We start from the raw sequence: 23,660 nt of genomic DNA on the forward strand, positions 1-23,660 counted from the left end.
TTCCCCAGCTCTCACCCAGCATTTTGGGCTGGCAGAGCTCTAGGGACGGGATGAATTGCCGATCGCCGTCTGAGTCATTAGTCATCTGTCAATAGTCAATAGTATTTTTAAACACAAAAATACTGCGTATAAATACTAACAAATAATGACTCGAAATCCTCAGTGCGTAAAGCCGGGGGATGAGTTAACAAAACCCCTGGTTCTCTGCAATGCCTCAAAGATTATATATTTATTGCAATTAATTTTTTTCTAGCGTAGTTATTTATCATACGTAGTTCTTAACTATAACACGCGTGTTACAAAATAACATCTCCCTGAAGCTTAATTGTTAAAAATTAATTTATATTTTAAATTTATTAAAACATTATTAAAAATAATTTACCAGCGACAAATTTAAGCTTTAAAAATTAATGAGGAATCAGAGCAATGACTAATGTTGTATCTCAACTAGAAGCATCACTAATTAAAACATTTCTCCAAGAATCAGAGGGAAATTGGTCTTCTGAACGACGATACTATGCTTTGCCAAATGGTAAAGTTAAGGAAATCAAAAAAACAGTTGCCATGCGGTTTCTAGACCAAGGAAGCCCAGAATTAACTGAACTCGCGCAACTGCACGAATTGGATGAAGATGCTGTCATGACCTGTGGTTCTTACGTTGAATGGAACAATGTAGATATAACAACAGGTGAAGAAGGTTCTAAGCGTTGGACAGTACTTGGTTCTTTGGGGACAACTATGTATTTTGGTCGCAATTTTCCTGTACCCAAACTAGTAGTAGCTGAATATTATTTTCGAGATCCCAAAACTATATATTTGTGGACAGAAGAAAATGGCGCTCTTTTCGAGGAAGAGTTAAGATTCGTGGGTAAAAATTATCGTACTCGACAAACTGTTATTTCTCGTGGTGGCGTGCAACAGATGATTGCTCAATATATGGAAAAGCTGATTGCATAAGTTATCAGCATATCAAAACTTCTAATTCCTAAAGCAGATTGATTCTACCATCATCCATAATATACAAGGAGCGATCGCCTGGAGAGCGCCAAGTCGGACGAAGTTCGAGTCGCAATGTACCAAAGTCGGGTTTTGAGACAATTGCTTGTAGTGATAAACCCGTTTCGCTCCAAAATATCAAAGATGTGTTTGGTTCTGTACCTTCTATTTGTTCCAAGTTTAATTTTTGTCCTGGACTCAAGGATATTGCATCAGTCCCGGAAGGTTTTTGGATTTTAACCAAATTAGGTGTGCTATTTACAACCTCAATTCTGATGTGTTGTCCAGGAGTAAACTGAATTGGACGCGAACCACATTTAGAAGCACATGTTCCGGCCAAGCTAGGACGCGGGTTATTAATGGATGCTGTGAAAACGGTAACTACAATTAAGGCTAAGGACAAAGGCTTAAACATAATACACAGTATAAGTACTTAACTAAAATTTTACTTTAGTTAAGTACTATTAAGCCTCAGCATATTTTCCAGAATTATTAAACTAGGGGAATAGAAAGATGGTGTAAGTGAGGATAGGAAAACTTTTCCATCTTTGCTTTTGAGCATTTAACCGAAACGTCCACTGATATAGTCCTCAGCTTCTTTAGTTTGAGGAGAATTGAACATTTGCAGTGTCGGACTAAACTCCACTAATTTACCGCGACGTTTGCCATATTCGTCAATTTCGGTATTGAAGAAAGCGGTGAAATCTGCGACTCTCGAAGCCTGCTGCATGTTGTGAGTCACCATGACAATGGTGTATTGTTGCTTTAGTTCTAAGCACAATTCTTCTACTTGACGGCTAGAAATTGGGTCGAGAGCAGAACATGGTTCATCCATTAATAATACATCTGGCTTCATAGCGATCGCTCTGGCAATACAAAGCCGTTGCTGTTGTCCGCCAGATAATGCAGTACCTTTTTCTTTGAGTTTGTCTTTGACTTCATCCCAAATGGCGGCGCGTCTGAGGGAATCTTCTACTAATTCGTCAAGATTACCTTTATAACCATTAGAACGGGGAGCAAAGGCAATATTTTCGTATATTGTTTTCGGGAAAGGATTTGGTCTTTGAAAAACCATTCCTACTTGGCGGCGTAATTTTACAGAATTGATATTGGGGTCATAAATATTGCGATCGCGATAATTCAATCTACCTTCTACCCTTGCTCCTGGGATTAAATCATTCATCCGATTGAAACAACGCAGTAAAGTACTTTTACCACATCCTGAAGGCCCAATAAAAGCAATAATTTGTTTTTCCGGAATTTTTAAATAAACATCTAAAAGTGCCAGAAATCCACCATAATATACTTTTACTCCTTCAGCATTAAATACAGTATTTGTTTGCTCTAATGTAGCGCCATCTCGTTGATTTTTGCTATTACTGTAGGTCATTTTTTGTCTCTCCCAAATATAAAGAAAAAATCATCCAACTAGCTATTAATTTACGCTTGTACACATGCTATATTCTGCTTCAAATTATCTACATCAGGTATCCAAGCCTTATTAATTCTGAATTCTGAATTCTGAATTCTGAATTCTTACCCATTACTTAACGTGTTGAGAAGCGTTGCCGGATATAAATTGCCACACCATTTAAGGCTAAAATTAACAACAACAACGCAATAATTGTGGCGGCTGCTGCATCAGCAAAACCTGGTTCTGGACGAGTTATATAACTGTAAATTTGAATGGGTAATGCCATAAACCTTTGGAATAAACCAGGATCGAAGGTGAGAAAACCCACAGCACCTACAACAATTAGAGATGCTGCATCACCAATAGCACGGGATACAGAGATAATTACTCCAGTCAAAATACCAGGAATTGCATAGGGTATGACATGACTGCTAATAGTTCGCCATTTAGTTACACCTAATCCATAAGAAGCGTTTCGTAGGGAATCTGGCACAGCGCGAATTGCTTCTCTCGCCGTCACAATAATTACTGGTAGAGACAATAAAGATAAAGTCAATGCACCAGAAATCAAAGCGGGGCCAAACCCAAGCAAATAATTAAAAACTCCTAAACCAAGCAATCCGTAAACAATAGAAGGTACACCTGCTAGATTACTGATGTTAATTTCAATAATTGCTGTCCACCAAACTTTTGGTGCGTATTCTTCCAGATATAAAGCTGCTCCCACACCAATGGGTACAGTTACTAAAATCACAATAATTCCGAGAAGAATACTGCTGACAATAGCAGGACGAATACCACCTTGGTCAGGGAAACGAGAAGGTGTTTCTATCAGAAAACCAGGTGATAAAAATCTCCCTAATCCATCTTTGAGAATATCAAAAAGTAACAAAGCTAGGATAAATAAACCAATGAGTAATCCTAATAAAAAAACAACTTCAAATACTTTTCCTAGTGTTTCTCTTTTTTCAATATTATCAGTAAATTCTGTTGTGGTATCCCATGAATCATTTTGTTTAAAACTTGTAGCCATGCTTATTACTCGTATTTTTCTTTAAAGCGATTAGCAATCCAATAACTAACAATATTTAACGTTAGTGTAATGAGAAATAAAACAGCGCCTACAGCGTATAATGTCTTGAAATTGAGACTACCACGGGGACTATCTCCACCAGAAATTTGTGCCATGTAAGCTGTCATAGTTTCTATGGATTCGGCAAAATTAAGAGTCAGTTTTGGTTGTAGTCCGGCGGCTATCAAAACAGTCATTGTTTCGCCTACAGCACGAGAAATACCCAAAATAATTGAGGCGATAATCCCAGAAAGTGCTGCTGGTAAAACTACTTTAAAAATGGTTTCTAGTTTTGTAATACCTATGGCATAAGCTCCTTCCCGCAAAGAACGTGGAACTGCTTTAATAGCATCTAAGCTGATGGAACCAACCGTGGGAGTAATCATTATCCCCATCATTAATCCTGCGCTCAAGGCGTTAAAAATTTCCACAGGTATCAAATTCCTGAGTAATGGGGTAACAAATAATAGTGCAAAATATCCATACACTACTGTTGGAACCCCTGCTAGGAGTTCTACTGCGGGACGTAAAATAGCCGCTACTTTGGGTTGAGCATATTCACTCAAATAAATCGCAGAAGATAAACCCAAAGGTATGGCTACTGACATTGCGATCGCAGTAGTCAAGAAAGTACCATTAATCAAAGGCCAAACACCAAAATGTCTCTCTGCAAATAAAGGCGTCCATTTAGTATCTAGAAAGAATTGGGCAAAGGAAACTTCTTGGAAGAAACCAAATGTTTCTTGAAAGATAATTAACACAATGCCAAAGGTAGTCAAAACTGAAACTAAGGCACAAGAAAATAAAATTAATGCAACAATCTTTTCTGAAATGTCTTCAGATGCATTTTTCTCCAGAGACTGCCTAGATGAAAAATAACTATCTTCTTGAAAATTAGTATTTGCCATAAACACTTAATTTGTTTGTTAATTTTTGATTTCAATTACTTCTAAGCTGAAATATTTTCACTTCCTATCCTTTGGTTAACAGGTCACCAGGAGCTTATTTAAATAAAATTTGTAATCGGTTCGCCTGGTTTTGCTTTTTTAAATTTTGTCCCAGTTTCACCCCTAGCAAATTTTTGCTTAGTTTTGATATAGGCTTCATCGGGTAGTGCAACATAACCAACGCTATCTACCCATTTCCAAGAATTGTCTAGATAAAAATCTACAAATTCTTTAACTGCTGGTTTAGTATCTAAAGATTTTTTACTGACATAGATAAATAAAGGTCGAGACAGAGGCGTGTAGATATTTTTGATTACATTATCTACAGGAACCGGTTTTTGACATTTTCCCAAAGGACTTTCTACAGCCACTAAATTCAGTTTTTCTTGGTTTTGAATGTAGTAAGATATACCTACATAACCTAATGAAAATTCATCTCCTGATACGCCTTGTACTAGCAAATTTTGATTGTGACTAGGAGTGTAGTCTGTACGGCCATTCTTGGCTTTGCCAGTAACAGCTTGAGTCAAATAATCGAATGTTCCAGTGTCAGAAGCTGGAGCATACAGCTTGAGTTTTTCATTGGGAAATTTGGGATTGACTTGATTCCAACTCAGTATTTTACCGTCTGATTTAGCACTCCAAATCTTGTCTAGTTCCTTAATAGTTAGACATTTAGCAAAGTTATTTTTGCGATTGGCAATCACAGCAATGCCATCTAAAGCTATAGGCAACTCAACAAAGTCAATGTTCTTACTTTGACATTTCTTGATTTCTTCATCTCTAATGGTACGAGAAGCACCAGCTATATCAATGTCACCATTACAAAATTTACTGAAACCGCCACCAGTACCACTTGAAGCCACACTCACTTTCGCTTCGGGTTTGCTTTTACCGTATTCTTCTGCAACTGCTAAAGAAACAGGAAAACCCACAGCTGCACCATCAATACTTACTTGACTTTTTAATTCTTGTCCGCTGCTACAAGCACTGATACTACCAGCAATAAGCGTTATGGATGTTAGTAAAAGACTATTTTTCAACTGGGGACGAAAGCTCATATGATTATCAATTGAGGTAAAGTAACACAAATGCCTGACAGGTTATATTTATTTGCATCTAGAAAATACTGCATTCAAAATCAGTAATTATGCTTTTTTGCCAGCTACAACTTTATCGAAAATTGCCCCATCTCCAAAAAACTTTTGCTCGATATTATCCCAGCCACCTAAATCTTGAGACGTAAATAAGGTGTCTACTTGTGGATATTCAGATAATACTTCTTGGGCAACAGTGGGGTTCACAGGACGATATTGTAATTTAGCAAATTCTCGTTGAGCTTCTGCTGAATAAAGATAGTCAACAAACGCTTGTGCAACTGTTCTTGTCCCGTGCTTATCAACGTTTTTATCAACTACAGCTACCGGGTTATCAATAGAAATATTGAGTTTTGGTATGACATAAGGCAGTTTATTTCCAGTTTTCTCTGCCAAAATTACTTCATTTTCGTAGGTAATTAAGACATCTCCCTGACCTTTTTGGAAAAATAAATCGCTAGCCTCACGAGCATCTTTTGTCAACGCAGGGGTATTTTTATAGACTTTGGTGACATAATCTAAAGCTGTTGTTTCGTCACCACCAGCTTGAGTCACCGAACCCCACAAAGCTAGGAATTCCCAAATAGCAATACCAGAGGTTTTTGGGTCAGCCGCAATCAATGTCACCCCATCTTTTGCTAAGTCTTGCCAAGTATATATGTCTTTGGGATTACCTTCGCGGGTAACAATAGTAGCAACCGATCTGCTGACGATGCCATTTCTAGGAGATTTGATTTCCCAACGTGGTTTAATCCAACCTGCTTGCTGAATTTTATTTACATCCAGAGGAAGTGCCAAATGTACGATATCTGCTTCTTGTGAGCCGTCAATCACAGCAGCAGCTTGAGCGCCAGAACCTCCATAACTTTGTTCAAATATGATGTTTTGGTTGTGTTCTTGCTTCCATTTTTCTACAAATTTTGGAATGATTCGATCGTGAGCTGCTTTTGTAACAGAAAAGGAAACCAGCCTCAGCTTGACATCAGCATTGTTAGCTGAACTACTTCCACAAGAAGCAACTAACATGCTTAAAACAGCACCTATGAGTACCAAACTCACAAAGCTTTGAATACTACGCCCATTCAACCAATTTTTAATTCGGTATTGGTAGCAAAATTTCATCACTTGCAAAGTTTTCTGGCGATAAATCTGCATTACCTGAGCTAGGTAGTTACCTACTTGTGTCTGTTGTTGCGGCTCGCTCATCGGAATTCACCCCTAAAACTACGGTATTTCTAGTTAGATACCGTAAAAAGAATTATAGGGTATATACAACGAAAATTTTCATCTGACTTCAATTTTTTTTACTCTAGCTATAGTTATTTCAAATACAGCTACAGCAGTGGTGTTGGGAAGTTTGTGTGTTAAATCTGAACAAGATAAGAGTAAGTCGCAGTGAATATTTATCTTTAGGATAAGACAGGAAGCAGAAGGCTCTAAGGCTGATGTTAAGAGGATTTTAGTTCAATTAACATTTATTCACATAATTGACTTTTTTCACACCCGCTTACCAAACCGACTTGAGACTTTCAGCTTTTTGTATTCAAAAACCAGTAAAAATAACAATCGCAGTATGTTGGCGTAACTGAATGTTGGCATTTACAGACATTGACTGTAAAGTAACTTGACGCTTTCCTGTACACCTGCGATCGCTCAATTAATTTACATACATATAATAAATAATACTTGAATTTCAATATTCAACATCAAATTCTTGGTGGCTAACAGCATATAAATTGTTGAATATTTAGAAAAAATAATTCAGTAAATTTTCTGAAAAGATGTCAGATACAAAGTAAAAAATTCTGTTAGAGTAAACTTAGCGATCGCTCACATACTTGGTCTTTAGTTACTGCCCAATAATTTGCAGCTTGTTTTATACTCATTGATAAAAGTTTTGGATCTCCCAAATTCCAAATATCTTCAGGAGTAGTTGGAGTAATTCCCAGACATTTGATAATTTCTTGAGCAATGGCTCGTGCTAACGGTGGCGGTACTGCATTTCCGACCTGTCTTGCACCATGCCATTTAGTAATATGAAAACGGAACCAATCAGGAAACCCATGTAATCGCGCCATTTCCCGTACCGTAATGCAACGAGGCTGACTATAATGAATAGGTCTAGGAGAAGTGTGTGCGCCGTGAGCAGCATCAGTTCCGGCTCTTAAAGTGTTGGCTATGCCATTTTTTGCAAGTTTGAAAAAATGAGAAATAGGTTCTTTTTTTCCTTCCTCTGTAGCGAGAAATCTAGCACGTGAAATATCGGAATGATTAGTTCTCATACTAGAAGTTAAAATAGAAGAATTCCAATTTCTCCTATAGCCAAAATGCCAACTTTTATCATTTAAACATCTCATTTCTTGGGCATAAATACTCGGATTACTCCATTTTTCAGTTTCTACACAATCACTAAATAACAACTCCTCAAATTCTTCTGCTTCTGGTAAATCTCCAATGGCATCCCAACAACAAGGAGTAGGAGATAATAAAGCATTGGCTAATGTTTCACCAAGTTTTTTATGAGACGGTATAGGATACTCAGGCAAGGCAAAACCTTTCTTTGCACCGATAAGAAATAATCTTTCTCGTCTTTGTGGCACTCCATAATCAGCAGCGTTCAAAACTTTCCACGGTAAACGAACTTGATAGCCATTTTCGCTGAAAGTTTCGATTAATTCTGATAGAAAACATTTATGTTTGCCAACTGTCAAACCTTTAACATTTTCAAAAACAAAATAAGAAGGTTTTAATTCTAAAACAATTCTGATAAAATCTTTGACTAAAAAATTTCTGGGATCGTCTAATGCTCTGCGTCCTATGTATGAGTAACCTTGACAGGGCGAACCAGAAATTATAGTTTCGATATTTTGATTAGCAATTCCAGTTCTTTCTCGAATTTCTTTACCCGATAATTCAGTTATCGAACAAGGTAATACAACACAATGGGGAAAATTAAACTGATGAATCGCTGCATGAACCGGATCGATTTCCACAGCAGCTTTCACATCAAAACCAGCTTGTTCAAATCCTAAACTCAGCCCTCCTGCACCAGCAAATAAATCTATGACTATTGGTCTTTTTCGCTGTTGTTTCATTTTTTTGCATTGGGCATTGGGCATTGGGCGTGGGGCATTGGGCATAGAGGATGGGGAGATGCCCCATACCCTATTCCCCACTTCCCGATAACATTGCCAAAATTTCTTGAGCAGCTCGATTGCAAACGCCAATTTCCCCCAAATTCCGCTGCATTTCTTGATAATCTGCCAAAGTTTGCTGCCTGCGAATTGGATTAATTAGTAATTCCATAGCTGCTTGAATAATATTCTCTGGGGTGGCTTCCTCTTGTAAAAATTCTGGCACAATTGGCTTCATCGCCACTAAGTTGGGTGGCGATGCAAAAGTTATGGAACCTTTGAGGAATTTACGAGCTATCCAAGCGGTCATGGGATTTAGGCGGTAAACTACAACTTGGGGCACGTTTAATAAAGCAAGTTCTAAGTTGACGGTACCAGATTTGGTAATGGCTAAATCAGCAGCAGCAAAAATTTCCTTTTGTTGACCTGACATAACTGTAGCCCGTAAACCATAAAGTTTAATTGCCTCTTGGATTGGCTGTCTGTAGATTTCCAGAGACAGGGGAATCCAAAACTGAACTTCGGGTAATTTAGCTTGAATAGTTTGGGCGGCTTGAAAAATAATTGGTAAAAGATATTTTAATTCTTGGCGGCGAGAGGCTGGGAGGAGAGCGATCGCAATTTGTTCTGGCTCAATGCCCAGTGTTGCACGTGCCGCTTGGCGACTGGGAGCGTCTTGCATTCGATCTACTAAAGGATGCCCCACCCAAGTCACTTCTGCTCCCTGCTCCCGATAGTAACGGGCTTCTTCAGGAAAAATTGCCAATAGCTTGTCTGTGAAACCGACAATTCGATTAGTATTACGCAGACTCAATGACCAAGCCCATTCTTGGGGAGCTATGTAGTACACCACAGGAACACGTGGTAAATTTTGTTGCATAAAAGTGCCGATCCCCAGATTGGGACTCATGTAGTCAATCAGCACTACCAAATCTGGTGGATTTTCTTTTAGGTAAGCGATGGCACGTCGTTGCACTTGGAGAGTCGGCAAAACATAAGGTAGCCCCTCCAGAATACCCATTGAGCCAATAGTACTAGTATTGCCCAGTAAAATTGCCCCTGCTTGCTGCATTTTTTCGCCACCCAGGGCTAAAATTTCCAATTCCAACCCCATCGCCACAGCTTGACGCTTGAGTGCTGTAATTAGCAGCGACCCTTGCAAATCGCCAGATACTTCGCCAGTGCTGATAAATATCCGCATTTGATAATTCAAGTTTTAAAAGTGAGGAGAGGAATTAAAAGTTAGGAGTTGAGAGTGAGGAATTAAAAGTTAGGAGTTAGGAGTTGAAAGTGAGGAATTAAAAGTTATGAGTTAGGAGTTAGGAGTGAGAAGTTAAGAGTGAAGAATTAAAAGTCAGGAATGAGAAGTTTAGAGTGAGGAGTTAGCAGTTAAAAAATTTTATTTATCAACTCCTAACTCATAACTCATAACTCATAATTCATAACTCCTAACTCCTAACTCATAACTCATAATTCATAACTCCTAACTCATAACTCATAACTCATAATTCATAACTCCTAACCTCTAACTCACGATTCATCACTTACGCCTTTTTTTGCCTTGCCAGGAATTAACCCACGTCTTCCTGGCATCTGAGAAAGTAGTAGGAACCGCCTCAAATGCTGCAACTCTTCAGTATCTCCCAACAATTCCAGTTGTTCTAAGGCATCCTTAAAGGACAAATTAGAGCGGTAGAGAATGCGAAAGGCTTTTTTGAGCATTTGTAAATCTGCTGCGTCCATACCAGAGCGTTTGAGTCCCACAAGATTCAGGGTTCTTACTCGCGCTGGATTTCCCTCCACCAGCATATATGGAGCTACATCTCGGTCAATACGCGCCATACCACCGACCATTGCTTGTCTACCAATATGCACAAATTGATGGACACCTAAAACTCCACTCAGCCTTGCACGTGATTCTATGTGTACGTGACCCGCCAATGCCACAGAGTTGGCAATCACTACCTGGTCTTCAATCACGCAGTTATGAGCCACATGAACATAAGCCATGAGTAGGTTACCATCACCAATCACCGTGGCTTCGCCAGCACCAGTAGCGCGGTTAATAGTCACATACTCACGAATCAAGTTGTTATTACCAATTTTGACCCAGGTTGGTTCTCCTACGAATTTGAGATCCTGGGGTTCCATGCCTATGGCTGCTCCGGTAAAAATTTGATTTCCCGCCCCAATTTCACAAGGCCCCTCTAACACTACATGAGCGCCAATAATTGTTTCAGGGCCGACTTTGACATGCGCTCCAATCACAGCATAGGCACCGACTTGCACTGTATGGTGGAGTTCCGATTTGGGATGAACTACAGCAGTTGGATGAATAAGCGTTTTCAAGGGTGAATCTCCAGAACTGTCTTAATAAGCCAGCGCGAACGAGGTTTTCTCAGGCAGTGCTTGGCTCTAATTACAGAGTTGTAGCGACTGCCGTTCCATTGAGGCGACTGGCATTGCTGAGCGTGAGTGTTTCAGTGAACGAAAGTGTCGGGCAAGCAAGTTTGAGTGTGTGTGCGTAGCGTCTCGCCAGAGAGGGCGGCGAAAATTAAGAAATGATCGGATTGCTGTTGTGGATTTTTTTTTACTGTTATCCTGATGGGGATTCAGTAGGGCAGTTCACGGCGATCGCCCGTACCACGAAAGCAAACTTTTAGTTAACTAAAGAAAACATCAATTCGCCTTCACAAGCGAGTTGACCGTCAACTTCGGCAATACCTTGCATTTTACCGAAACGACGTTGTTTTACCCATAACAGTTCCACTGTCATCACTAGTTGATCCCCCGGTATGACTTGCCGACGAAAGCGGACTTTATCGATACCAGCGAAAACGAACAGTCCACCTTTAACCTGAGACATTTGAGTTAAGACAATGCCCCCGACTTGTGCCATTGCTTCCACAATTAGCACTCCTGGCATCAGTGGTCGTCCGGGAAAATGACCTTGGAAACAAGGTTCGTTGATTGTGACATTTTTAATGCCAACAGCTTTTTTACCTGGGGTGTAGTCAATGATTTTGTCTACAAGTAAAAATGGGTAGCGATGGGGCAATAGTTGTTGAATTTCTTCAGATGTGAAAGTTGTTTTAATCTCAGATGTGATTGTAGTGTCATTTGTCCCTTGTTGTTCGGTAGATACAGGTGTAGTGCGATCGCTGCTATTCACTTGGGTAAGGATTGACATTAGCCGTGTAGTTTTTTGTTATCTGGTAATTGGTAGGCGTATAATGAAACCCTTGTCAATTTGGGATTTTCAGCTTTGAGATCCAATCTAAAATCTGTCTTGAAAAGTTCAGATGCTTGCGGCAAGCCCCTTCTGGTCTACCCCGGAAGCCGGCGCACCCTATGGGAAGCAAGCTACCGACTTTTCGCAAAATCCCAAATCTAAAATTTTCTTTGCCAGTTGAATGTGTAAATTGTGGCTGGCTTTATACGCTAAGAAATGAGCAACAGGAAAATTTCCCAGCAAACTCAAATCTCCTACTAAATCCAAAATTTTATGACGGACTGGCTCATTTGCAAATCTTAATGGTGGATTTAACCACCCTTGGGGGCCACAAACCAGTGCATTATCTAAACTACCACCTTTAATTAACCCTGTTTTTTGTAAGTGTTCAATTTGATGCAATAATCCAAAAGTCCGAGCCGGAGCAATTTCCGCAGCAAAGCTACCAGAACCATCTTCTAGTTCTGCCTTTGGTGACCAACTATACCATTGATTACCAATGGCAGGCAGGTCAAAATCAATACCATAACTAAAACGGGTTTCTGGTGCTGGGAGGGCACATACAAAGGCATCTTCTTGATAAACCCATATTGGTTGTTTAATAGCCAAAGGTTCTTGATTATCAATTGTTTGTGATACCAAACCAACTTCGGCAATATTAGCTGTCCACACCTCTGCCGAACCATCCAAAAGTGGCACTTCTGAACCGTCAATTTCAATGCGGGCGTTATTTACACCCATACCCGAAAGTGCCGCCAACAAATGTTCTACTGTGCGAACATATACCTCTCCCTTGCCCAACTGAGTTGAGAGAACAGTGTGATTAACCGCCGCAATCTGGGCTGGAATGATTGGCATATCAGGTAAATCCACCCTAACAAAGTAGCGTCCACTACTAGGCTCATCTGGTAATATCCGCACTTGTGTAGTCACACCGCTATGCAGTCCCACTCCAGCTTGGGTGATTGGAGCTGCTAGAGTGTGCTGTTCCATAGCCAAAAAGTTAGTATATTGCGTTTATCCTTCATCATCTGTTTTTGGTAAAACCCCTGATATTCCCTTAAAAATGTCATTAATCCCTTTATCGGAACAGTATTCAGGCAAACGTCAAAATTAGCAAGCTCATCTTAAAAAGTTATGAGTTAAGAGTGAAGAGTGAGGAATTAAAACTCCCAACTCCCAACTCCCAATTCCCAACTCCCAACTCCCAACTCCCAACTCCCAACTCCTAACTCCCAACTCCTAACTCCTAACTTCTAACTCCCAACTCCCAACTCCCAACTCCTAACTAGTTAAAACCTTTCACCAATACCGAAATTAATCCGGCTATCCCCGTCATCATTGATACCGTAGTCAATACGAATTGGGCCTAAGGGAGATTGGACACGAACGCCGACGCCATAACCATAGCCAGTACCGTTTTTGTTCAGTATTTCAGCTGGTCTAGTGGTGGTTCCCAAGTCACTACCGATATCAAAAAATAGCGCGCCGCTAACTACTGAAAAAACCGGAAACCGATACTCAACTGATGCTTGCACGTAACTGCGTCCGCTACTTAGTGCCCCTTCTTCGTACCCCCGAACCGAGTTACTACCGCCAATGGTAAAGGCTTCGTAGGGCGGTAAGTCACCAAGGACGGTTCCGGCTTGCACATTAAAGGCCAGGGTTTGTGCCCCTTTAGTGAGGCGAAGTAATTGCACAGGGAAATATTGGCTGTAGCTACCACGCAATCTTGTGAGTAAAATATTACCCTCTCCTATAGGTACTGACTGATCGATTCCGAAGCGGAGATAAGAACCGCTAGTGGGTTGGAGAGGATTATTACGGAGATCCCGCTGGGCCCCCAATTGCAACAGCAATAAATCGTCTTGACCATTACCAGAAAAGCTCAGTGGCACTTCTTCTGGACTGATGCGGTTACCATTATCATCGAATAACGCTCCTGTTATTCTTCGGTTGCCATCAGCATCTTCGGTGGTAACTCGTTGATACTGTAAACCTGCTGAGGCAGTCCACACTGAACTTTTGTAGGGATTGGAGGAAAGGGGACGGGTAAAAGTGACACCACCACCGAAACGGACGACACGGGGGCGATCCTGAGCTTCTGTATCTGCGGGATTATCAGGATTAAATGTCCTAATCTCCTGATCTTGACCGTCAAAAATCAGCGAAATGGAACTACGGCGAAAAATATTGGTTGTGTAGGAAGTCCGGTAAGGATCTCCAGCAATCCAGGGATCGGTAAACCGCAGGTCAAACAGCAGTTCCCTTTGTCCCACCTGTACCTCTGCTCCTAGTTTTTGGTTTCTGCCATTGAGGTTTTGCTGTTGATAGCTAACTGTACCAAAAAGTCCGCTGGCAGAACTAATCCCTGCCCCAGCAGCGATGGAACCGCTGCTACGTTCAGCAACATTCACTACTACATCAACTTTGCTGGGGTCAGTACCAGGGTCAAGGGAGACATTCACATCCTCAAATAGTCCCAGCCCATACACGCGCTGTAGGTCTCTTTGGACTGTGTTGCGGTTGAATACCTGTCCTGGCTTTAATTCGACTTCCCGCGTAATGATGTATTCTTGGGTGCGTCCCCGAATTGGTTGTCCTTTTTCGTCTGTTTCCTGACCATCTTTATTGCGGAACCGGACTCGGATGTTTTCCACCACCCCTTCTGCTACTTGTAAGGTAACAACTCCGTTTTCTGAGACTTGGGGCGCTCCGATGACGTTGGCTAGTACGTAACCTTGGTCTTGATACCGCTTGTTTAACTGCTTGATTCCTTCTTGCAAGTCACGCAGGTTTAATATTTTCCCATACTGGTCGCGAAATACTTCATCTACAGTGTTTGCTGGTAGTACCGAGGGAACGCCTGTGCCAGGATTAGCTTCCACTTGTACCTTAGTCAAAACGGGATTGGGCTGGACAACAAAGCTGACTCGTACTCCCAAAGGGGTGTCTTCTGGCGCTGCTTGGACATTGGAGAAGAAGCCAGTACCAAAGATAGCGTTAATATCTTCTTGCAATTGGGTACGAGTTGTGGTTCGTCCTGGTTGGGTACGAATGACTCTGTAAACTTGTTCTTCCAATTCTGGTGCTAGTTGCCCAGTTTGCGATCGCACCACTACTTCTGAGACCAGGACGCGGGGATCGTTGGCTTCTGGGGTTGCACCTGGTTGTGTATTTTCAGGAGCCGTGCTTGGGGCTGGGGCGACACCTGGTTGTATATTTTGCGGAGTAGTACCTGGGGCTGGGGCTGGTGTCCGTTGTTGACTATCTGGAAGTGGGATGTCAGGAGTTGAAGATGGCTGTTGAGTATCTTCGGGAGTTGTGGGTAATACAGGTTCTGTTGCAGGGGGATTGACATTTTCTGGGACTGGAGTCGTCTCAGGAGTTGGTAAAGGCGTTGGTTGTTGAATATCAGGGGGTGGAATGTCTGGAGCCGGAGATGGCTGTTGAGTCAAATTGGTATTACTTTGAGGTATTTGTGCCGTTGTTGTGGAGGTTGGCACTATTACCTCTGGTCTGGCGTATGCGGAGAGTGGTGAGGAGGTCGCAGTGTTGGCGGTTTCCGTCTTAGGTGGAACGCCTGGCGTTAGCGCAGCATTAGCGACGTTAGGAGCGTTACCCGCGAACTCGTTGGGCGAAGCCGTTCTCGAAGAGTAGGGCTTGTCGTCAGACATCGCTTTTGTTTTTTTACCAGGGAAAACTGCCACCACACGAGATTCTAGATGCTCGTTATTAGAGTCACTTTGACCAGTGTCTTTTTCTGGCTGCTGATTGGTTTCCAGCGTCAAAACTTCGGTTGTCTGTTTTGAACTGTTGGGGGTTTGTGCATTTGCACTCGGTGAGCCACCCAAAGGCGCTGCAATTGCTACTGCTGTCAGCAATACGGGATATAAACGCATTTTACTTATGATTCCTCTTCACAACCACACACACCATCACAAATTAGTCATTAGTCATTAGTCATTTGGCATTGGGGAGCCACTGCGCCCTTGCGGCTGTGCCGACTGAAAGCAAGTGGCATCATCGGGCATTGGTTTTTTACAAAAGACGAAGGACAAATGACAAAGGACAATCCACACGAGTTTAATAGATTTTTCCCAGTTTTTTAATTATTACTATCTATTGCTTTTAGTACTCGCTGTAAAACCTCCTGGTAGGCATCTTCTACATTTCCTAAGTCCCGACGAAATCGGTCTTTGTCTAGTATGCGGCGGTTTGAGTCTTCTTCTTTGGTATCCCACAAACGGCAGGTGTCGGGGCTAATTTCGTCTGCCAAGAGCAACTGCTGTTGTGAGTCCAAACCAAATTCTAGTTTGAAGTCCACTAGGGTAATGCCGCACCGCTGCCAAAAACCATTGAGAAACTCGTTGATTTGCAATGCTAGATGTGTAATTGCATCGACTTGTTCCGGCGTGGCTAACTCTAGCAGGTACAGGCGATCGCGTGTCAACAAAGGATCTCCTAATTCGTCGTTTTTGTAATAAAACTCAACCAAAGGCTGTTTGAGAATTGTACCCACGGGTAACCCTGTTTGCTGACACAGGCTACCAGCTGCAATATTTCTAATCACTACTTCTAAAGGCAAAATATTTACTGCTCTCACCCGCATCTGATTAGGGGCAGGGCTGTCAATAAAGTGAGTCTTTATACCATTGGCCTCCAACTGTTTAAAAAGCTGGCTGGAAATGCGGCAATTAATTTCTCCTTTTCCTTGAATACTGCCGCGCTTTTGGGCGTTAAATGCTGTGGCATCATCCTTGAAATCAGCCAACAAGACTTGCGGATCGTCCGTTGCATAGAGAATTTTCGCTTTGCCTTCGTATAGCTTGGAATTAACAGACATGGTGGCAGGTAAAATTGTAGGCGTTTGAGGCTTCACCATTTTATCTTTAGTTATTAACCATTGGCCAATACTAATGACTAAGACGACGAGACGACAATTCCTTCCATCCTTAGAAGAAACAGACTTCCTCGTCGTCTTTTGGTGAAAATGGTTGTAAGAGTTTGGTTTTTCAGTGAATGATTAGCGAACACGAGCCGATTACTTAAGATTCAGGACTTGATCTCTAACTTTTAACAGAAGACAATTAGATTTAGTAAGTGCTAAATTTTTCCTGTGTAATTTATTCACTCGTAGTCTCCTTGTAATTATTTTTGCAAAGAAAATTTAAATAAATTGTATATATTAATACCTGGTAAATAAGGGTTTCTAGCGAAGTTAATTACAATACCAATTTCATAAATTAAGATGAGATAAATTGACAATTGAGAGAAAAACTAAATATTCTCTCTAGTCGCTTTAGCAGAAACTTTCTTTGTAAAGTTTACGGTGAAAGTTTTTTAACCTTTAGACTTTAGTTTCGATATCTAAATCGACCAATTCCCGAATCGCTAGTTGTAAATGGAGTTTGATGATTGGGTTTACCCAGTCTGACAAAGAAAGAACGGGTTACCTAGTGATTTAGCTGCCAAAATTTGAACAAACGAGGGAATTTAATAAATGGAGAGAAAAATAGTGAATAAGGATGATTTTATCTATCCTCGCGGTCGCTACTACGGTCAAGTAAAACCAGAAAACTTGGTGTTTAACGCGAATCTACAGGAATTTGCCCAAAAAGTAAGCTACATTTGCAACCTGGAAACGGGTGGAAAAATGCCTCCAGATGAAGCTTACGACCAAATCAAGGATTTATGGAAACAGTTGAAACGCTCAAAAAAAGAGCTGAAAATTGGTGAAAATCCATTTTTGGATGACGGGGAAATTCCAGATTGACAAGCTAATTGAGAACGAATAGCCCAAAGTCAAACCCAAAAAAAGCATTTGTTGACTTTCAGTCACCTTATAACCTTGGCTATTACTTAGCAATCATTGTCCAAACACCATCCCAAGATTCTGGAGGCGGCGTTTGTAGGTAACTACAAGCACGTTCTAGGTGGATATTCACGGCTTGGTCTTGGGGTTTGATGCGTTTAGCAGCTTCAAAGCAAGCGATCGCTTGGGAGAAGTTACGCGATAAATAAGCCGAACGTCCTGTATGATAGTGAAACAAAAACTCTTGAGTTTTGGGATCTAAAGGAATACTGCGATCGCCAATTAGCTCGTAGATATCAACAGCTTGGTGTTTTCCTTTGACTCGAATTCTATCTAACTGGCGCACCCAAATGCGATCGCTGCAAAGCTGGTAAGTAAATTCACTTAATAGAATATCACAACCGTATTCCTTAGTTACTCCTTCTAAGCGCGAACTTAAATTTACGCCGTCGCCAATTACGGTGTAATCCATTCGTTTGCGCGAACCAATATTACCCGAAACCACTTCCCCAGAACTAATCCCAATCCCAATACGGATTTCTGGCTGTGCTTGAATAATTCGTCGCTGGTTAAATTCTTCTAAGCGTTGCCGCATATCCAAGGCTGATTGTACAGCTCTCCAAGCATGGTTTTCTGTCAGTGGTAGCGGCGCACCAAATACCGCCATTAAAGCATCACCAATAAATTTATCGAGTGTGCCTTCGTAATTAAACACTGCCTCCACCATGGTTTCAAAATACTGATTTAGCAGCGATACCACCTCCGCTGCACCGAGATTTTCCGTAAGTGTTGTGTAACCTCGGATATCAGAAAATAAAATGGTTACTTCTTTACGTTCGCTTACCATTAAGCCATCTTCCCCCAAAGCCATGACTTGTTCCACTACGTGGGGCGTCAGGTAACGGGACATGGTAGTTTTCATGCGTTTTTCTTGACTGATATCTTCCAACACCACCAAACCACCACGGACACCGCCTTCTGGGTTAGTCAGGGGATTAACAGTGAGATTGATACTGCGTTCTAAGATTTGCACCTCATGGGATGTGAGAAACTTAGACTTGGAAGTCAGGGGTTGATTCCAGGGAATAAAAACATCGGGATTATGGCGATCGCGCACTGCTAAGCTTAAGTACTGAGTTTTGGATGCTGAGTCTTGAATGAAACTCAAAACTGGACACTGACTCAACGCCCCGCTATCGCTAACAACATTCGTCACTTGATACAATCCCACAACTAAACTTTGCTCTGGCACATAATGTTTAGCTCCAGTTTTTAAACTATCTTCTAGCCGCATTTGCAAATTTTCAATGGGCACAACTTCCCAAACTCGGCGGCCAATCAAATTTTGTTCCCACAAAAGCTTGTTGGTTTTAGTAGTAGTAGCATCTCCAATGGGACAACCCAATAACTCCAAGGCTGCATCATTAATTGTGACAATTTTTCCTGCCATATCTGTGGAAATTACAGCATCTGAAAGACTCTGCAAAATGTCTTTTTGATACTGTTTTTCTAACAATACATTTTCAAATAAGCGAGCATTTTCTAAAGCGATTCCCGCCTGGATATTAAAAGCCCGCATAAACTCTTCATCAGAGGCAGTAAAACTGCTTTGTTGTTTATTAATTAATTGCGTTACACCAATCAATTCATTGGCCGAATTAAACACAGGTAAACATAAAATATTGCGAGTTACGTACCCAGTTTTTGTATCTGTAGTCGGGTCAAAGCGGGGATCTTTGTAAGCATCAGGAATATTGAGAGCTTCACCGGTAGAAGCTACATAGCCAGCAATGCCACGATTAGCAGGAATGCGAATTTCAATTAAATTTATACCATCTGCTGCCGCTACTTTTGTCCAGAGTTCGCTCATTTCTTTACGATATAAAAATAGCGTACTGCGGTCTGCTTGCATTAAAATTCGGGCTTGCTCCATGACTATTTGCAAAGTCGCTTCTAAATCCAAACTTTGCCCTAATGTTTGAGTTGCGCGCAGTAAAGCCGTTGCGCCTCTTTGATTCCGGGCAGCAACATAAAAAGATTGGCAGCTTTCTAAGATAATTCCAATGGAAGCAGCGAAATCTCGAAAACGTTCTTCATCATCATAATTAAATGGAATATTTCCAGTTTTATTAGCCAGTTGCACTACCGCTACAGTTTGATTTTTGCTACTAATAACTGGCATACATAAAATATTGTGAATTTTGTAGCCCATTTGTTTTTCCAGTTCTGGGCTAAATAAAGGATGAGTTGAAGTATCAGATATATTTAAATATTGCCCCGTACTTGCAACATGACCTGGAATACCGACTGTGATGGGAGTACGAATTTCTAAGAATTTTTGAGTATTATCTTGGGGAACTTTTGACCAGAGTTGACCTTTATCATGGTCAACTAAAAAAATAGCTGTGTGTTCTGCTTGCAGGATTTGACCAATTTTCAGGGTAATCGCTTCCAGAACTTTCTCCAACATCGTTTCTAGAGCTTCATTATTAATTAATTCAATGGCTCTGAGAAATTGCTGGAACTCAGCTGTTATAAAATCTAATAAACAAACAAATTCATTAACAGATAAATCTTTAACGCGACGCAGTAGGGCGTGAGTACGATTAACTTGAGTTAGTTCAGTTAATGTAGCCAAGACGCTACCAGGATTAGGGAGTGTCATGGAAATTTTAGATTTTAAATTTTAAATTTTAGATTTTGGGCATTGGGCGTTAGGAGTTAGGGGTTAGGAGTTAGGAATTATTACCTCTGTTCCCTCCTCCCTGCTTGCTCGTTGCCTGTTCATGTCCCTCATCCCCCCAATACCCAATACCTATTGTCGAGAAAATACCACCTTTTGATAGTAATCTTGGAGCTGGAAAGTGGCGGCTGCCCAACCCCAGCTTTCTGCTTCCCTACGAGCATTTTGACGGATGATGTCTCGTTGTTGTTTCTGTTCTAAGAGGCGGACAGTAGCTGCAATTGCCCCTTGAACATCTACTGTTGGCTCAAAAAGATATCCATTAACACCATCTGTGACGATATCAGGGATGCCTCCAGAACGGGCTGCTACTACTGGACAACCCGCTGCCATTGCTTCTAGCAATACTAAGCCTAGTGTTTCGGTTCGGGAGGGAAAAATAAAGGCGTCAGCACTGGCAAAGGCAGAACCTAATTCTTGCCCCATGAGATAGCCAACAAAATGAGTGTTTGTACCAGCAAAGTGTTTTTCCAGTGCTTGGCGGTGAGGGCCATCCCCGACTAATGCTAATCGAGCTTCGGGTATTGCTTCTAAAATTGGTTTAATGCGCTCAATTTCTTTTTCAGCCGAAAGACGCCCAACGTAAAGTAGTAAGGGGCTTTCTGGATGATTTTGCGATAGACGCGATCGCATTTCTACACTAGCTAAATCGGGATGAAATAATTCTGTATCCACCCCACGCTGCCATAAATCCACCCGTTCAATACCGTGTGCTGACAGTTCCTCCATCATCGCTGTGGAGGTACACAAATTCAAAGCTGCTTGATTATGAGCGCCTTTGAGCAGTTCCCAAAGTAGCCCTTCTAGCATACCCAAGCCGTAATGCTGGAGATACTGGGGTAAATGGGTATGATAAGAGGCCACTAAGGGGATTTTGAGGGTTTTGCTATAAAATATACCAGCTAATCCCAAAACAGCTGGATTCACGACATGAATAATATCTGGCTGAAAATCTTCTAAGGCATAACCAATGGCTGGGCGCGGAAGTGCCATTTTTAATTCTGGATACAATGGCAGAGGAAAGCCAGTAACGCCGTAAACTTTAGCGCCTTTATGTTCTGTGATGCCTCCCTCAGGGGCAACCACCAGCACTTGATTGCCATTGCGTTGTAAATGATCCACTGTGTGGCGCAGGCGCGTTACAATGCCGTCAACCTTGGGTAAAAAGGTTTCGGTGAATAGAGCAATTCTCATAAAAAACTATTCAGTCCAGGCAGATAATCCCAGCTTTTCTTGCGTTTCGACATCAAAAACAGAGTAAACTATCTCCTGTGGTGTAATCAATTGTTCACAGTCAGACTTAATGTTTTGCCGCTGCGTTTTTACAAAGTCTGAGATATCCTCGATGTTTAAAATCCAATCTTTGGCATAAGCAGCTAGGACTTGACCACGCAACCCTAACTGAATAGCGCGTCGTTCTAATTTTGTACCCAATGGATGACGATCTGGATCCCATTGCAAACGAACTTGTGAGTGCTTTAGTGCTGTTTGCCACGCACTTTTGTTGGGATAAAGTTGTGGAACAAAGCTAGAATGAACAGCTGCCTTTAAAATTTCATTAAAAGCCCAACGCTTAATCCAAATAGCCAACACCACCTCTTGCCCAGTTTTTATACCCCATCCAGAACGATACATCATCCACAGGAAGTTTGGTTTGATCCAACTCATACGGTCAAAACTGAACTCACCACCAAAATAACCGTAGGTGGCGGCGAAGTCACCAATAGCTGGACGATATGCCTGATAAACAACAATTGAGTGGTCGTCATATTGTGCTAAGATATGGCGACCAGTTTTTGGCCAGTTATTGACTTGAGTGAAATAAGGTTCTGTTATCAGCCGCACGCAGGATTAACTCTAACTTCTATGCCAAGATACTTTGGGCAGAATTTGTTTTTTATCAACTCGTTTCTGATACTTGATTGCAAAGTTTAACAAAGAATCAAGTAAAGAATCAGAGAGATAATGGGGCTGTAAACCTAAATCCAGCAATTTGGTGTTTTTAGCGTTGAAGTAATGTTCTTCTTTTTCGATTCTGGGATTATCTAAGTTATTGATTTCTACATTCAATCCCATAGCATTGCCAGCTTTTTTCACCATCAAGGCCAAATCGCCGACGCTGAATTGTTCGGTAAATTGGTTGAAGACGCGGAATTCACCAGCTGCGGCAGGATTAGCGATCGCTAATTCTACACATCTGACTGTATCGCGAATATCCAAAAATCCACGAGTTTGTCCGCCTTTGCCGTAAACGGTAAGCGGGTGCCCAATGGCTGCTTGAATGCAAAAACGGTTCAGTGCTGTACCAAATACACCATCATAATCCAGTCGATTAATCAATAATTCGTCCATCCCCGTTTCTTCGGTTAAGACGCCGTAAACCACACCTTGATTTAAATCCGTTGCCCGCAATCCCCAAATTCGGCAAGAAAAGTGGATGTTATGGCTATCATGGACTTTGCTTAAATGGTACATTGAACCAGGCTGCTTGGGATAAGGTAGGGTATCCTTGCGTCCATTGTGTTCAATGGTGATATAGCCTTCTTCAATGTCAATGTTGGGTGTACCGTATTCACCCATTGTGCCCAGTTTCACCAAATGACAATCTGGGAAATCTTCCCGCATGGCATACAGTAAGTTCAACGTACCAACTACGTTATTGACTTGAGTGAGAACTGCATGTTCGCGGTCAATCATCGAAAAGGGAGCCGAACGCTGTTCGCCAAAATGTACTATGGCATTTGGCTGAAATTGATGTAATGCTTTGTTGAGAAACTCGTAATTAGTAATATCACCAACGAACAGGTCGATAGATTTACCAGTCAAATCTTGCCAGCGCTGGAGGCGTTGCTGAATAGGTGCGATGGGCGTGAGAGTTTCAACACCCAGTTCATTATCCCAGTGCCGCCGCACCAAACTATCTAAAATTCCAACTTCATAACCTTGATTAGAAAGGTAAAGAGCAGTTGCCCAACCGCAATACCCATCGCCACCAATAACCAGGACTTTCATCTTCACCAGTTTTTACTCGCTGATAGCTTAATCTATCAGGTTTGTGTCCCCTCTCAATCATCATTCTGAGAGAGATGTCAATTTTGGGCATGGAGCTTTCTAGGAAGTGTGGGAGGTGTGGGAGGTGTGGGAGGAAGGAGGGGGAAGCATAAATTCTCTTTCCCCCCACACTCCCCACACTCCCCACACTCCCTCATC

General features: G+C 41.5%; 19 protein-coding genes. 2 read left to right on the plus strand and 17 right to left on the minus strand.

Annotated elements, in window-relative coordinates:
• The first annotated feature begins 426 nt into the window (after positions 1 to 426).
• Complete coding sequence (locus GNE10_RS13070) at positions 427 to 957, plus strand: phycobiliprotein lyase (RefSeq protein WP_185565552.1); 531 nt, start codon at positions 427 to 429, stop codon at positions 955 to 957.
• Between the two features lie 28 nt (positions 958 to 985).
• Here the strand turns inward: GNE10_RS13070 and GNE10_RS13075 are convergent, their stop codons facing one another.
• From GNE10_RS13075 to purC, 13 genes are all read right to left on the minus strand, one after another.
• Positions 986 to 1,411 carry a hypothetical protein gene (locus GNE10_RS13075; RefSeq protein WP_099067822.1) on the minus strand — a complete coding sequence of 142 codons (426 nt, stop codon included), beginning with the start codon at positions 1,409 to 1,411 and terminating at the stop codon, positions 986 to 988.
• 147 nt (positions 1,412 to 1,558) lie between these two features.
• On the minus strand, positions 1,559 to 2,386 hold the full coding sequence (pstB, locus tag GNE10_RS13080) for a phosphate ABC transporter ATP-binding protein PstB (protein ID WP_185565553.1): 828 nt from the start codon (positions 2,384 to 2,386) through the stop codon (positions 1,559 to 1,561).
• A gap of 157 nt (positions 2,387 to 2,543) precedes the next feature.
• Positions 2,544 to 3,443, minus strand: coding sequence for a phosphate ABC transporter permease PstA (pstA, locus tag GNE10_RS13085; protein ID WP_185565554.1), 900 nt, complete (start codon positions 3,441 to 3,443; stop codon positions 2,544 to 2,546).
• 5 nt (positions 3,444 to 3,448) lie between these two features.
• Positions 3,449 to 4,390 (minus strand): phosphate ABC transporter permease subunit PstC, encoded by a 942-nt coding sequence (pstC, locus tag GNE10_RS13090; RefSeq protein ID WP_185565555.1) that lies wholly within the window; start codon positions 4,388 to 4,390, stop codon positions 3,449 to 3,451.
• 98 nt (positions 4,391 to 4,488) lie between these two features.
• A complete protein-coding gene (locus GNE10_RS13095) occupies positions 4,489 to 5,490 on the minus strand; it encodes a PstS family phosphate ABC transporter substrate-binding protein (RefSeq protein ID WP_185565556.1) in 1,002 nt (333 codons plus the stop codon).
• A gap of 87 nt (positions 5,491 to 5,577) precedes the next feature.
• Entirely contained in the window at positions 5,578 to 6,732 is a 1,155-nt protein-coding gene (locus GNE10_RS13100; protein ID WP_185565557.1) for a sulfate ABC transporter substrate-binding protein, read from the minus strand.
• A 602-nt stretch (positions 6,733 to 7,334) separates the two neighbouring features.
• A complete protein-coding gene (locus GNE10_RS13105; RefSeq protein WP_260446873.1) occupies positions 7,335 to 8,666 on the minus strand; it encodes a DNA cytosine methyltransferase in 1,332 nt (443 codons plus the stop codon).
• A 25-nt stretch (positions 8,667 to 8,691) separates the two neighbouring features.
• The gene (gene lpxB / locus GNE10_RS13110) at positions 8,692 to 9,861 is read right to left on the minus strand and encodes a lipid-A-disaccharide synthase (RefSeq protein WP_185565558.1); all 1,170 of its coding nucleotides are present in this window, start codon (positions 9,859 to 9,861) and stop codon (positions 8,692 to 8,694) included.
• A gap of 329 nt (positions 9,862 to 10,190) precedes the next feature.
• The gene (gene lpxA, locus GNE10_RS13115; RefSeq protein ID WP_185565559.1) at positions 10,191 to 11,009 is read right to left on the minus strand and encodes an acyl-ACP--UDP-N-acetylglucosamine O-acyltransferase; all 819 of its coding nucleotides are present in this window, start codon (positions 11,007 to 11,009) and stop codon (positions 10,191 to 10,193) included.
• A gap of 310 nt (positions 11,010 to 11,319) precedes the next feature.
• Entirely contained in the window at positions 11,320 to 11,850 is a 531-nt protein-coding gene (gene fabZ, locus GNE10_RS13120) for a 3-hydroxyacyl-ACP dehydratase FabZ (RefSeq protein WP_185565560.1), read from the minus strand.
• Positions 11,851 to 12,009: 159 nt separating this feature from the next.
• Positions 12,010 to 12,885 (minus strand): UDP-3-O-acyl-N-acetylglucosamine deacetylase, encoded by an 876-nt coding sequence (gene lpxC, locus GNE10_RS13125; RefSeq protein ID WP_185565561.1) that lies wholly within the window; start codon positions 12,883 to 12,885, stop codon positions 12,010 to 12,012.
• 299 nt (positions 12,886 to 13,184) lie between these two features.
• Positions 13,185 to 15,794 carry a BamA/TamA family outer membrane protein gene (locus GNE10_RS13130; protein WP_185565562.1) on the minus strand — a complete coding sequence of 870 codons (2,610 nt, stop codon included), beginning with the start codon at positions 15,792 to 15,794 and terminating at the stop codon, positions 13,185 to 13,187.
• Between the two features lie 206 nt (positions 15,795 to 16,000).
• Positions 16,001 to 16,738, minus strand: a complete 738-nt coding sequence (gene purC / locus GNE10_RS13135; RefSeq protein ID WP_185565567.1) for a phosphoribosylaminoimidazolesuccinocarboxamide synthase — start codon at positions 16,736 to 16,738, stop codon at positions 16,001 to 16,003.
• A 657-nt stretch (positions 16,739 to 17,395) separates the two neighbouring features.
• Between purC and GNE10_RS13140 the strand changes: the two genes are divergently transcribed.
• Positions 17,396 to 17,668, plus strand: coding sequence for a hypothetical protein (locus tag GNE10_RS13140; protein ID WP_180267276.1), 273 nt, complete (start codon positions 17,396 to 17,398; stop codon positions 17,666 to 17,668).
• An 82-nt stretch (positions 17,669 to 17,750) separates the two neighbouring features.
• Here the strand turns inward: GNE10_RS13140 and GNE10_RS13145 are convergent, their stop codons facing one another.
• The 4 genes from GNE10_RS13145 to GNE10_RS13160 all read right to left on the minus strand — a co-directional run bounded on the left by GNE10_RS13145 (position 17,751) and on the right by GNE10_RS13160 (position 23,462).
• Positions 17,751 to 20,372 carry a GAF domain-containing protein gene (locus GNE10_RS13145; RefSeq protein ID WP_185565563.1) on the minus strand — a complete coding sequence of 874 codons (2,622 nt, stop codon included), beginning with the start codon at positions 20,370 to 20,372 and terminating at the stop codon, positions 17,751 to 17,753.
• A 150-nt stretch (positions 20,373 to 20,522) separates the two neighbouring features.
• A complete protein-coding gene (locus GNE10_RS13150; protein WP_099067835.1) occupies positions 20,523 to 21,644 on the minus strand; it encodes a glycosyltransferase family 1 protein in 1,122 nt (373 codons plus the stop codon).
• Between the two features lie 6 nt (positions 21,645 to 21,650).
• Positions 21,651 to 22,295, minus strand: coding sequence for a DUF4291 domain-containing protein (locus GNE10_RS13155; protein WP_185565564.1), 645 nt, complete (start codon positions 22,293 to 22,295; stop codon positions 21,651 to 21,653).
• A 12-nt stretch (positions 22,296 to 22,307) separates the two neighbouring features.
• The gene (locus GNE10_RS13160) at positions 22,308 to 23,462 is read right to left on the minus strand and encodes an NAD-dependent epimerase/dehydratase family protein (protein WP_185565565.1); all 1,155 of its coding nucleotides are present in this window, start codon (positions 23,460 to 23,462) and stop codon (positions 22,308 to 22,310) included.
• Positions 23,463 to 23,660 lie beyond the last annotated feature (198 nt).

The organism is Nostoc sp. 2RC (assembly GCF_014222165.1).
Classification (GTDB): domain Bacteria; phylum Cyanobacteriota; class Cyanobacteriia; order Cyanobacteriales; family Nostocaceae; genus Nostoc; species Nostoc linckia.

Bases quoted from the DNA above. Each gene is read 5' to 3' on its own strand.
- GNE10_RS13070 (WP_185565552.1), top strand. From the start codon at position 427: ATGACTAATGTTGTATCTCAACTAGAAGCATCACTAATTAAAACATTT.
- GNE10_RS13075 (WP_099067822.1), bottom strand. From the start codon at position 1,411: ATGTTTAAGCCTTTGTCCTTAGCCTTAATTGTAGTTACCGTTTTCACA.
- pstB (WP_185565553.1), bottom strand. From the start codon at position 2,386: ATGACCTACAGTAATAGCAAAAATCAACGAGATGGCGCTACATTAGAG.
- pstA (WP_185565554.1), bottom strand. From the start codon at position 3,443: ATGGCTACAAGTTTTAAACAAAATGATTCATGGGATACCACAACAGAA.
- pstC (WP_185565555.1), bottom strand. From the start codon at position 4,390: ATGGCAAATACTAATTTTCAAGAAGATAGTTATTTTTCATCTAGGCAG.
- GNE10_RS13095 (WP_185565556.1), bottom strand. From the start codon at position 5,490: ATGAGCTTTCGTCCCCAGTTGAAAAATAGTCTTTTACTAACATCCATA.
- GNE10_RS13100 (WP_185565557.1), bottom strand. From the start codon at position 6,732: ATGAGCGAGCCGCAACAACAGACACAAGTAGGTAACTACCTAGCTCAG.
- GNE10_RS13105 (WP_260446873.1), bottom strand. From the start codon at position 8,666: ATGCCCAATGCCCCACGCCCAATGCCCAATGCCCAATGCAAAAAAATG.
- lpxB (WP_185565558.1), bottom strand. From the start codon at position 9,861: ATGCGGATATTTATCAGCACTGGCGAAGTATCTGGCGATTTGCAAGGG.
- fabZ (WP_185565560.1), bottom strand. From the start codon at position 11,850: ATGTCAATCCTTACCCAAGTGAATAGCAGCGATCGCACTACACCTGTA.
- lpxC (WP_185565561.1), bottom strand. From the start codon at position 12,885: ATGGAACAGCACACTCTAGCAGCTCCAATCACCCAAGCTGGAGTGGGA.
- GNE10_RS13130 (WP_185565562.1), bottom strand. From the start codon at position 15,794: ATGCGTTTATATCCCGTATTGCTGACAGCAGTAGCAATTGCAGCGCCT.
- purC (WP_185565567.1), bottom strand. From the start codon at position 16,738: ATGTCTGTTAATTCCAAGCTATACGAAGGCAAAGCGAAAATTCTCTAT.
- GNE10_RS13140 (WP_180267276.1), top strand. From the start codon at position 17,396: ATGGAGAGAAAAATAGTGAATAAGGATGATTTTATCTATCCTCGCGGT.
- GNE10_RS13145 (WP_185565563.1), bottom strand. From the start codon at position 20,372: ATGACACTCCCTAATCCTGGTAGCGTCTTGGCTACATTAACTGAACTA.
- GNE10_RS13150 (WP_099067835.1), bottom strand. From the start codon at position 21,644: ATGAGAATTGCTCTATTCACCGAAACCTTTTTACCCAAGGTTGACGGC.
- GNE10_RS13160 (WP_185565565.1), bottom strand. From the start codon at position 23,462: ATGAAAGTCCTGGTTATTGGTGGCGATGGGTATTGCGGTTGGGCAACT.